The sequence below is a fragment of the Paenibacillus xerothermodurans genome (assembly GCF_002220865.2).
Taxonomy (GTDB): Bacteria; Bacillota; Bacilli; order Paenibacillales; family NBRC-103111; genus Paenibacillus_S; species Paenibacillus_S xerothermodurans.
On the sequence record NZ_NHRJ02000012.1, the window covers coordinates 1 to 11,587 of the forward strand.

Below are 11,587 nucleotides of genomic sequence, written 5' to 3' on the forward strand. Positions count from 1 at the left end.
CGTCATCCATGGTTTTCAAGTTATTTTCTTTTACAAAAGCCTTCACTTGGTCTTTGTTAAATCGAGCCATTTCAGCCATCCTCTCAAACCAACCTTTCTTCCATTTTAATGTATGGTTTGAGAGTTTACACAAAATATTTTACAGACTCGGTTTTAACCAACTAATACAGAACCCAAACAACGTCCACATGTTCCCGCATACGGTGCATTTGTTCTTCTTACCAACCTGTGACTGGAACTACACGTCTGGTCTTACTAATCCCGGCCGACCTCGACTAAATCAATAATCTCACGAATATCGCTGATGCATAAGGCTTCAGCGATTTTTTCTATGTGTGAAAAGTTAATATTGGAACGTTTGCCGCTAGCCAGTTCACTGAGTGCCGCGTGCCTAACGTCAGCTAATCGAGATAGCTCCCGCAATGATATGCCTCGTTGCTTTGTTAACGTCTGTATTTTTACTTCAACCTTCTTCACTGATCACAGCACCTCCGCACAGACATTGACTATACGCGATAACGTACCATATAATTGTTTCCAGGTTGGTACGCAAATACGTATCGCATTAATGCATAGTTAGAAGGAGTGATCATGTGCACGGACTAATCAAACAGATGGTGTTGGACAGATTCGATGTGCTCTCGCACGAAGTTGAAACATTACCACAATACGCGGCAATAAAGGAGGAATCAAACGCAATTGAGCACATCATCTTCGCCCAGGTGTCCCCAGACACAACAGATAAGCTTAAAGCCTGGCTGGAGCTCCAGACCCAGATGGATGCGCTGCAAAGGGAATGGCTTTACATAAAAGGAGTAAAGGACGGCATTGAAATGCTGATGTATTTGCTTCATGCTGACGAGACTCTGGTTTCAAAATAATTCATGCTCTGTGAAGAGCGAGGGATAGCCATTTCCGAAATTGTGTACCTGACTTCCGTGATGATACATCTTGCTACTAGGTTTATCCACAACGTTATCCACAGAATCAACAACATTTAGGATGCTGATGTGCATATCTTTTTATATGGTTATTAACATATCCACAAAGTAACTTATCCACACATTGTTTAGCTTCAAATGAGAAGCTATCCACAACATTGAGCCGATATCATGTAAGCGAGTTGGAGCCGCGCTCCCCGTTTTGTTAATTCGAAATTTTCCATTCATTCTATTTGCTAGTGTTATACAAACCGCTCGGCCATGATATGGACATTTGCCACTCAACATGAGCGAATGAACGCACAATGAACAATGTGGATAATTACATTAACTGCGGCTGAGGCAAGATCACGTGATGCCGATGTGACGAATCAGATGTTATACGCAATCGAACATACTAGCCCAAAACTGCTCGAGCTATGCTTGCCGAGGCTAATCAGAACCGCAAGCAATTTTGCAAGTCCACCCAGCTGCACTGGAAGCAATGTTAGGCACTGGTGGAGTGCCTATTTTAATGCACCCCTGCCAAATGAATGATTTCACGCGATTTAAACGCCTGAATCCAGGCTTCAACCGACTGTAACACAGTCTACCAGAATCAGACTAACTCGCCATGCGATACCGAAATTGCGTTCAGTTAGCACAATCGAGATGAAATACTATATACAGAGTGAATACCGGGCGGTTGCCACATTATTACCATATCTCAGTGAAAAACACCTACAGCGAAAGTAGGTGTCTTTCATTTCACCACTGTCGGTCACGGGCCAGAATATCGGAATTCGTTTTAACATAGAATTCCTTTATTAATGGATTCAAGAGTTGGGATGGGGGAACAGGACAGATACGGTATACATAATGTCCATCTGGTGAGCAAAAGCATTGCAGAAGCATAGCCACAATTTCATTACAGCGAGCGCTGCAGCTGTCCTTTCAGAAAAGACCAATGTAAAGAACCTTCCCTTTGCGCAGAAAACATCAGCCAGTTATTGTCAACCTATGATACAATAGTTGCATAAGCAGGCGTCAAACGAATGCTCGATTTCAACTTTGTGTAATCGGTTTCAATCCCTCCCTTTGGCGGTCAGCAAGCAGTTCACGCATCTTTGAGGCTGCGAATTGATGTTGAAACTCAAGCGAAATCTTAAATAAGGAGCTATAACCAATGAACGTATCTTATCACTTCGATGAAGTCGGTAGACTTCCCTTACCAGGAGATAATGTTGCTATTGCCACTCGACAACTGGACGCGGGCACCATCGTTCACTATCAGGGTCAAACCCTGACTTTGGATTACACCGTCATGGAAGGTCATCGCTTCGCGGTGAAGACGGTCGCCCCAGGCGAAGACTTACTTTCCTGGGAATTACCCTTTGGTGTGGCTCTGCGCGCGATTCAGCCCGGCAATTATGTGATCAACAAGGATGTGTTGGAGGCGCTTAGTGTGCGTTCGCTGAAATTTACGCTGCCGGAGACGCCCAATTTTGCGGACCAAGTGCCACCGTATGTCCTTGACGAGGGGAGTTTCCAACCGGCACCAGCATTGCCCGCTTACCCGGAAACTCGCACCTTCATGGGCTATCGGCGCAGCCAAGCCCGCGGTGTCGGTACCCGTAACACGATAGTTTTGTTGGGCACCACCTCACGTACGGGCAGCTATGTGAAGCAGCTTGCCGCTCGTTTACAAGGAGAATTGACGAATTATCCCCAAGTGGATGGGATTGTCCCCGTGGCACATACGGAGGGCGGTACGGAACAACCTAACAACCGAGAGCTGTTGCTGCGCACGTTGGCTGGTTTTATCGTCAATCCCAATGTGGGTGCGGTCTTGATAGTAGATTACGGTATTGAATCCGTGACGAACGAGATGGTAGAAGCGTATATGCGCGAACACAACTATCCATTGGAGGATGTGCTGCATCGGTTCCTGTCCATTGCAGGCGGCTTTCAGGATAACTTGACCATAGGGGAAACTATTGTGCGTGATTGGCTGCCAAAGGTTAACGCCATGGTTCGGACACCAGAATCCATTAGCAATCTAAAGATTGGACTACAATGTGGCGGCTCAGACGCATTTTCCGGTATTTCTGCTAATCCGCTGCTGGGCTGGATCGTGCAGGAATTGATACGCTACGGCGGCGCCGCCAGCCTGGCTGAAACCGATGAATTAATTGGTGCTGAGCCCTATGTCTTGCAAAAAGTGCGTGATGTTGAAACCGCTCGTAAATTCTTAGCACTTGTAGCACAATTCAAGGAGCGTACGTCGTGGCATGGCGCTAACGCTGAAGGAAACCCATCGGGTGGTAATAAATACCGTGGCCTGTATAACATTTACCTCAAGTCCATTGGTGCTGCCCGCAAAAAAGACCCAGCCACTCGCCTTGACTATGCGATTGATTATGGTGCGCTCATGAAAGAGTCTGGATATTATTTTATGGACAGCCCCGGTAATGACCTCGAGAGTATTGCGGGGCAGGTGGCTTCCGGCTGCAATCTGATTTTTTTTACGACAGGCAATGGCTCGATCACTAATTTTCCTTTTGTGCCGACGGTCAAGGTGGTGACAACGACGCGTCGTTTCCAGTTACTAGCCAATGATATGGATATCAACGCCGGCCAGTACCTGGATGGTGTCTCCATGGATGAGCTGGGGAAGCAAGCATTTGAGCTCTCGATAAAAATAGCCTCCGGTCAGCGCACTGTTGGTGAAAAGGCCGGCCATTCCCAGGTACAGATCTGGCGTAACTGGCGGCAAACCGATTCCAGCCAGCTGGACACGCTGCTGAACGCGCCTCAGCCAACGGGTGAACCGATCGCCATTCGGACGGATGCAGCGGCCGTGGATACCGGCTCCATCCGATTCACATTAAAACGGCACCAAAACCATCGCGCGAGTGACCACATTGGCTTAATCCTGCCCACCAGTCTGTGTGCCGGGCAGGTGGCGAATATGATTGCACTACGACTGAACAAAAAGGGGCTTGGGCAGCCCTCGAATATCTCGCGCTTTGTGGCCTTGGCTCATACGGAAGGATGCGGTAATTCGGCTGGTCAACCCGAGCAGTTGTATGCCCGCACTATGATCGGCTATGTTACCCACCCGCTAGTCCAGCACTGTCTGCTACTGGAACATGGCTGTGAGAAAACACATAACGACTATATGCGTCACGAGATGGAGCAGATGGGGGTGGATCCAAGCCGCCTTGGCTTTGCTAGCATCCAGCTTGACGGCGGGATTGATAAGGTCACTAAGAAGGTGGAAGCGTGGTTTGCTGAACGTCTGGCAGCAACTGGACCATCCACGAAAGAGACTGTCGGGCTGGACGCGCTGCGAATTGGGATATTAAGCGACGGCTCGGTGACAGACGCAGTTGGTGAACAACTGTCGATGTTGACGAAAATGATTGTCGGTGCAGGCGGTATGGTGGTTGTCCCCGAGAACAGCGGATTGCTTGCAACTGCCGCTTACCATGGCAATTTATTCGATACAGCCAACGTCCCGCCGTCATTGGCTTATGGCGAACATGCCCGTCGCTCCGGTTTCCACATCATGGAGACGCCGACCGAGCATTGGGTTGAGACCGTCACGGGCTTAGCAGCAACGGGTGTGGAATTAATGATAGCGTTGGTCCACCGCCCGATGCAGACGCATCCGTTCGTGCCTATGCTCCAAGTGGCTTCGGAACCGACTATGCCGGAAGCGTATGCGACTGATTTGGATCTGCTGCTCAGTGGGAATCCCGCTACCTGGAACGACCAGATTGTCGAGAGCTGTAAGCAAACCATCGAGCATAGTTATACTCCTCGTCTGTTTCAACAGGGTAACGTGGATTTTCAGTTAACACGTGGGCTCCTGGGCGTCTCGTTGTGAACAGGACATAAGCTGAGGTTCACTCCTGGCTTGAAAATGCGTAGGGGATGCAAGGGTGCAGTAATGCACCATCTGGGAACCGAATGTGAACAGGCTGTTCAGTAATAGATGATCTTGCTCGAGGGCAGCTCGGCGTGAACTGAGTTATTTGTTTTCGATAGGGAAGGGGAAGCAGAGGGGTTATTTCTGCTCGCTCCTTTTTTCGTTTTATCGATTGCCATGCAAAGTTTTGAGTAAAGATGGAAAGGAAACAGCCGACCTGTGGCACTTTGGTAAGCCACAGCGCCGGACGTTTTGTGACCTTGGGCGGCATTGCCGCATTACACGGTCCGCTTCCAGTCGCGGATTTTATCGCCTTAGTAGGGGCAGCCGCGGTAATAAGCTATGCTATGGCTGATGTAGCGGCCCATGACACGGCAATCGTGGACAACAGTGGGGTGTACGAAGCTAGTACTTACAAAGCCGACGCCGCGAAGTCTACGGCTCAGACAAGAACACTGGTCTACACTAGCAGTAACCAGTATAGGCACTTTGTAACAGAACCCAGATGGGCACCAGGTGACGGCAATCTGATTGGTTCACCAATCTCTTCGGAAGCCGCGGCGCTAAGGGCATTTTATGACATGAACACCTACTCCCCTGTGTTAACAAATGCGAGAACCGTTGCTAGTACGGCGACAGGGGCGGGCTATTGTCCGCTGTGGGACAGTGCACATCTCTACGCCGATAGGCGTTATGAGCCATTAAATAAGCCTCATTGGCACACAGTCCAATTTGGTCAAAGAGTGAGAGCACATCACTGGCACTCAGTCCAATTTGGTCAGAGAATAGACCACATCACTGGCATAATTGAGTGGAAATAAGGGATTAAATCCCGCAAGGCATAGTCTACGGCTACCCCTTTATCATTGTAAGAGGAGGTGGATATTCACATGAACAGAGATTTCTCATTAAATCGCCTAAACAAAGTGGAAACACCAAAAACAGACGTGCTCAGACGGACATATATCACAAAATTCATAAATACCAGCAGCGTATATTTCAACGATTATACATATGTCAAGTGTGGATATTTCCTGTGGTGCTGCTACAAGCAACAAGAAGGACAGCGTGCCATTTTTCCTATCAGTGCCCTTAGCACACTCTTAGACGACAAAAACATTCAAAATTTTATATTGTTTTGGGATTATGATATTTCGGATGAAATAATGGAGCTAGGTCGCAATCATATGTTCTATTGTTCAAAGGGCGTATTGTTGAGCAACATAAACGCCTTTCCCCAAGATATGTATCTGCTCGATGAGACGCTCACATGGACAATTGCGCTTACGCATGAACAACAAAATGAATCTGGTGACACCGCGATAATCATTGAAGATGAATGACAACGCAGCCCCGTCACGTGCAGGGAACATAACAATTAGATGTCGTAATAGACATATTACTAACATGATTGGATTTATCTTTTTTGTTTTGCCCTGTAAGTCGACCTTCGCCTTGGCCGGTGATTTCACAGCAGCACAGAATGTTCTTGCTGAGGGTGAGCACGCCCTCTCGTACTGCATACAGGGCCTCATTTGTGATAATACGCGTGACTGTATCCATGGTCTGATGCTTGTTGTTCCACTCCCTGTAGACAAATCATCCTCCAGCTCTCGGTGCTCTTTTCACATCGGGTCGGACATTGTTACATCTCTGTTTCACGCGGGTTTACACAAATGTTTCATCGGAAAAGCTTACGCATTCCATTTCAACGCTTCTTTTATATGTTTAATCTGACCTCTGGTATACTCGTATCCGGCATCGATACAATGGCCAAGCTTTGCAAAATCGAAAACGCCGATAGGACCGACCTCCGGACGTAATACGATGTCAGCACTTTTTGTATGCTGCTTGGACTTCAGGGCGAGGTTGATCGTTACCGACCGGGCGACAATCGATCTTAATGAGTCGACCGGCACTTTCGACGGAATCGTACTAATCAAATCCACCGCGATGACCTGGTCAGCTCCCAAAGCACGCACGGCATCAACCGGGCAATTATCCATTAGTCCGCCATCGATTAATACGCGCTCTTTGAAAAAATACGGCTTGAACAATACCGGTATCGACAAGCTTGCCCGCACGGCATCAGCTACCCTAATATCATGGACAACATCCACATCTGTGTAATCCCGCTGTAAAGGCCGCGAAGCGAACAGAATCTGCTTGCCATAGCTCAAATCGGTGGCCGTGATCGACACAGGCAGCTTCAGATCGCTCATGTAGGCTTCTCCGGTTTTGTCCGCAATGAAATTTAGTATTCTTTCTCCTTTAATTAGTCCCTTCAATTTTGGCCGGCGCTTGATCATGGCTGGTATGAAATTGAAGTAGTCATAATCAAGGCACTTGCGGTTAATGGTTGGAATCATTGTCATAAGTTCGCCGGCGGAATAACCATACGAGTACAATGCGGCGATTATGGCACCGGAGCTGGAGCCCGCAATGCAATCAATACGGATGCCGGCTTCCTCCAAAGCGGACAACACCCCGATATGGGCGGTACCGGCGACGCCGCCACCCCCTAATGCAATTCCCACCTTACCCATAACAACAAACCCTTCGCATTGTTTTTTTTATTATGCACTGCCAATTTGAAGGTAATCCCCACATATATAAAAATTTAGCATGCGTAATAACAACATGTTAAAAGTGGCCATTTTTACTGATCAGAGGGATTTTACTGTAAAATAATAGCACACAAAAAGGGGAGCAATTGCCCCTTTTCTTAATATAAAAATATGGGCGGTGGGAATCGGAGCACGCCGACGGCGGAAAGTTAAGCGGAAGATGTGGCACAGATAGAGCCGGTTGAGCCTAGGATCCGTGCGTATTTGAGCAGGAGACCGTCAAAAATGGCTTCCCATGATTGGGTTGAAGCATACAGCCTGCCCTCATGTCCAAAGTTCATTAACTTATCGGGCTGCTCCAGCACGCTGACAATGGCACGGACGAAAGAATCCGTATCGCGCGGCGCACAGAGCAGGCCTGATTTGCCGTGGTGTACAATCTCCTGCACGCCTCCGGATCTTGCGCCGATGACGGGTGTGCCCGAAGCCAGCGCTTCCAGCGCAACATTGCCGAACGTTTCGGTGCTGGACGGAAATACGAATAAGTCCGCTGAGGCATATAACTCGGCTAACGACTCGCCCTGCAGACATCCGGTAAAAGTGACATTGGGTGGTGCCGCGGCTCGCAGCTCTTTTAGCAGGGGGCCATCGCCCACGATAAACCAGCGGATCCTGCTGCCAAGAGCGGCGGGCATCCGATTCCAAAGCTCAATCATGATATCCAAGTCTTTTTCCGGTGCGAGCCGGCCTACATATAGGCACATAAACTGCTCCTGAAAGTTATATTTCTCACGAATGGCGGGGTTCTTTCTATCGGGATGGAACAGACGGCAGTCGATTCCCCTTTGCCATAGATCCAATCCCTGTATGCCCTGCTGCTGCAGCTGCTCGGCTGTTTCAAGCGATGGAACAAAGGTCACGAGACAAGATTGGTGGAACCAGCGGATATAGTGGCGAAATAAAGGAGCGGCAAACTGAAGGCGATAATACTGGAGATAACGATCAAAGTGGGTATGGTAAGAGGCAACGTGAGGTACGGCATGCTTTCTCCCATAGTGCAGACCACACAGTCCCATATTAAACGGGGTGGCGATATGAATCAGGTCCGGCTGAAACGTTTGTAGCTGCTTGTAGATTTTAAAATAGTTCGGCAGGGCGATCCGGCATTCCGGGTAAAGCATAAAAGGAAGACTGGAAAAACGCTGGATGCCATTGGTGAATATGTCCTCCTCTGTGCATTTGGGTACGAACGTCCGAAAAGGCACGTTACGATGCTCGAGATGTTCGGTGAACCTTTTTAACGTCAACGCTACGCCATTTACTTCAGGGGAAAAGGTATCGGAAAATAGAGCTATCCGCATCTGAACTCTCCTCCTTGCTGACTTCGGCTTATCGGATAACTCTAGCTTACCGTGCATTTATTACTCCATTGTCAGATGAATATAAATAAAAAATGAAATTGTGAAGCAGGGGGTGACAAACGCTCCGTGCGGCTGAGTATGGGATGGGGGCAACTCCGCCAGGTGTTAATTTTGTCCAGTAATTAGGTGTACGATATGGATATTTTTTGCGGTCGTGCTATAATGCACATGCAAAAGCTTTTCCGACCGTTTCCAACGATGTGATGGAGACGGGGCGGAATGATCTATTATATTGTCAAAACAGGTGCTCATAAGAAAGATGAATGCTTTTCCGCAGTGTTTGACGAGACATTATTATACTATCGCGCTAACGCGTGAGCAGCACAATCAGCATGGTGACACGGCCATTCTGCTTGAGCGTTAACCGGCTGGCGTTATCCGCCAAACTTTACCAGCAGTTGAACTACCAATTTTCTTTTTGCCACGGCCGTACAATCTAAGAACGCTGCGGGCCCACGATATTTTTACACTCTCTCCACCGATCACTCACTAGGATCACTCCCAGCCCACGGTAAAAACGCCCTGTGATGGCTGAAGCGTCAAAACAGTTGACACCCAAAATCTCAGTATGTTATATAAAAAATAAGAATTAGCACTCGAAACTGCAGACTGCTAACGCTGAGGGCAGTTGACTTTAGAAAGGAGATCCACTCATGGCAAAAAAACAGTTCAAAGCGGAATCGAAACGATTGCTGGACATGATGATCAACTCAATTTATACGCAGAAAGAAATCTTTTTGCGAGAACTCATTTCCAACGCCAGTGATGCGATAGACAAACTGTATTACAAGGCTTTAACCGATGAGCAGCTCGTGTTCAACAAAGAGGATTATTACATAAAAATCGCCGTGGACAAGGCCGCCAGAACGTTAACGATCACTGACACGGGGATCGGCATGACGCAGCCAGAGCTCGAGAACAATCTGGGCGTGATTGCGAAGAGCGGATCGCTTGCTTTTAAGAAAGAAAACGAAGTGAAAGACGGCCACAACATCATCGGCCAGTTCGGGGTTGGCTTCTATTCGGCGTTCATGGTAGCGGAGAAGATCACTGTTACCAGCAAGGCGTTGGGCAGCGACGAGGCGTTTAAGTGGGAATCGACGGGCGCGGACGGCTACACGATTACACCGCGCGAGAAGGATTCGGTTGGAACCGAGATCGTTTTGACAATTAAAGAGAACACCGAGGATGACCAGTACGATGAATTCCTCGAAGAGTATCGGCTAAGAGCGATCATCAAGAAGTACTCCGATTTCATCAGATATCCGATCAAAATGGACGTGACGAAGCAGCGGCCGAAGGAAGGCAGCGACGATGAATTCGAAGAGTACCACGAAGAGCAAACGATCAACAGCATGGTCCCTATCTGGCGCAAGAACAAGAATGAGCTGACGCAAGAGGATTATGAGAATTTTTACACCGAAAAACGCTACGGCTTCGATAAGCCGCTCAAGCATGTTCACATCAGCGCGGACGGTGCGGTGGTGTACAACGCGATCCTGTTTATCCCCGAAAACACGCCTTTCGACTATTACACGAAGGAATATGAGAAGGGGCTTGAGCTGTACTCCAACGGCGTGCTGATTATGAACAAATGCGGTGACCTGCTGCCGGATTATTTCAGCTTTGTCAAAGGTATGGTGGATTCGGACGATTTGTCGCTTAACATTTCCAGGGAAATGCTGCAGCACGACAGACAACTGAGCCTGATCGCCAAAAACATCAAGAACAAAATCAAGAGCCAGCTGCAAAGCATGTTAAAAGACGAGAGAGAGAACTACGAAAAATTCTACAAATCGTTTGGCAGACAGCTGAAATACGGCGTGTACAGCGACTACGGAGCCAACAAAGACGTGCTTCAGGACCTGCTGCTGTTTTACTCTTCCAAAGAGAAAAAGCTGGTCACTCTCGATGAATACGTATCTAGAATGCCGGAGGATCAGAAGTACATTTATTACGCGGCCGGAGAATCAATCGAGCGCATTGAGAAGCTCCCGCAGATCGAGGTTATCTCCGAGAAGGGCTACGAAATCATGTACTTTACCGACGATATCGATGAGTTCGCGATCAAAATGCTCATGAGCTACAAAGAGAAAGAGTTCAAATCCGTGTCCAGCGGCGACTTGGGCATCGACTCGGATGTGGAAAAAGATCAGGCTGAGGCCGAGGACAGCGGCAACAAGGACCTGTTCGAATCCATGCAAACCATCCTGTCGGGCAAAGTGAAAAAGGTGAAGACGTCCAAGAGACTCAGATCGCATCCGGTATGCCTGTCCGCTGAGGGCGAGCTGACGATTGAAATGGAGAAAATACTCAAGGCTATGCCGAACAACCAAGACATCAAAGCCGACAAGGTGCTGGAAATCAACGTGAATCATGAGGTGTTCCAGGCGCTGAAGCATGCTCATGAAAAAGACCAGGACAGACTGAAGCTGTATACTAATCTGCTGTATAATCAAGCGCTGCTGATCGAAGGTCTTCCGGTGAATGATCCTGTCGAATTCACAAACGACATTTGCAAGATCATGGTGTGAAAAAGGGTAGATAGAATAGGAACGTGTAAAACCCAAGCGGCTTTCCGGTACGCTTGGGTTTTTGGGCATTACATGGAGGGAGCCAGCTCTTTTTTGCAGTAACCGACAGGATACTGCTTTTTTTCGACATAGGTGAATCCCGTTTTGAACACACTAGAGTGCTCGTTGATTTGTACTAACTTTCGACAATGGAGGCAGTAATAAAGTTCGC

General features: G+C 48.1%; 7 protein-coding genes. 4 read left to right on the plus strand and 3 right to left on the minus strand.

Features of this window, described 5'->3' with window-relative positions; genetic code table 11:
• Nucleotides 1-255 precede the first annotated feature (255 nt).
• Nucleotides 256-477, minus strand: a complete 222-nt coding sequence (locus CBW46_RS15940; protein WP_089200997.1) for a helix-turn-helix domain-containing protein — start codon at nucleotides 475-477, stop codon at nucleotides 256-258.
• Between the two features lie 116 nt (nucleotides 478-593).
• Here CBW46_RS15940 and CBW46_RS15945 point away from each other — a divergent pair, with 116 nt between their 5' ends.
• The 3 genes from CBW46_RS15945 (at nucleotide 594) to CBW46_RS15960 (ending at nucleotide 6,197) form a co-directional block, all read left to right on the plus strand.
• A complete protein-coding gene (locus CBW46_RS15945; RefSeq protein WP_089200998.1) occupies nucleotides 594-881 on the plus strand; it encodes a hypothetical protein in 288 nt (95 codons plus the stop codon).
• A gap of 1,225 nt (nucleotides 882-2,106) precedes the next feature.
• Nucleotides 2,107-4,812, plus strand: coding sequence for a UxaA family hydrolase (locus tag CBW46_RS15950; RefSeq protein ID WP_089200999.1), 2,706 nt, complete (start codon nucleotides 2,107-2,109; stop codon nucleotides 4,810-4,812).
• 932 nt (nucleotides 4,813-5,744) lie between these two features.
• Entirely contained in the window at nucleotides 5,745-6,197 is a 453-nt protein-coding gene (locus CBW46_RS15960) for a hypothetical protein (RefSeq protein WP_089201001.1), read from the plus strand.
• A 351-nt stretch (nucleotides 6,198-6,548) separates the two neighbouring features.
• Here CBW46_RS15960 and CBW46_RS15965 read toward each other — a convergent pair whose 3' ends face one another.
• Both CBW46_RS15965 and CBW46_RS15970 read right to left on the minus strand, forming a co-directional pair.
• Nucleotides 6,549-7,400 carry a patatin-like phospholipase family protein gene (locus tag CBW46_RS15965; RefSeq protein ID WP_089201002.1) on the minus strand — a complete coding sequence of 284 codons (852 nt, stop codon included), beginning with the start codon at nucleotides 7,398-7,400 and terminating at the stop codon, nucleotides 6,549-6,551.
• Nucleotides 7,401-7,630: 230 nt separating this feature from the next.
• Nucleotides 7,631-8,782, minus strand: a complete 1,152-nt coding sequence (locus CBW46_RS15970; RefSeq protein ID WP_089201003.1) for a glycosyltransferase family 4 protein — start codon at nucleotides 8,780-8,782, stop codon at nucleotides 7,631-7,633.
• A gap of 713 nt (nucleotides 8,783-9,495) precedes the next feature.
• On the opposite strand from CBW46_RS15970, the gene htpG reads away from it, so the two are divergent.
• On the plus strand, nucleotides 9,496-11,376 hold the full coding sequence (gene htpG / locus CBW46_RS15975) for a molecular chaperone HtpG (RefSeq protein ID WP_089201004.1): 1,881 nt from the start codon (nucleotides 9,496-9,498) through the stop codon (nucleotides 11,374-11,376).
• The last annotated feature ends 211 nt before the right edge of the window (nucleotides 11,377-11,587 follow it).

Coding starts and splice junctions, on each gene's coding strand:
- CBW46_RS15950 (WP_089200999.1), top strand. CDS start 2,107: ATGAACGTATCTTATCACTTCGATGAAGTCGGTAGACTTCCCTTACCA.
- CBW46_RS15960 (WP_089201001.1), top strand. CDS start 5,745: ATGAACAGAGATTTCTCATTAAATCGCCTAAACAAAGTGGAAACACCA.
- CBW46_RS15965 (WP_089201002.1), bottom strand. CDS start 7,400: ATGGGTAAGGTGGGAATTGCATTAGGGGGTGGCGGCGTCGCCGGTACC.
- CBW46_RS15970 (WP_089201003.1), bottom strand. CDS start 8,782: ATGCGGATAGCTCTATTTTCCGATACCTTTTCCCCTGAAGTAAATGGC.
- htpG (WP_089201004.1), top strand. CDS start 9,496: ATGGCAAAAAAACAGTTCAAAGCGGAATCGAAACGATTGCTGGACATG.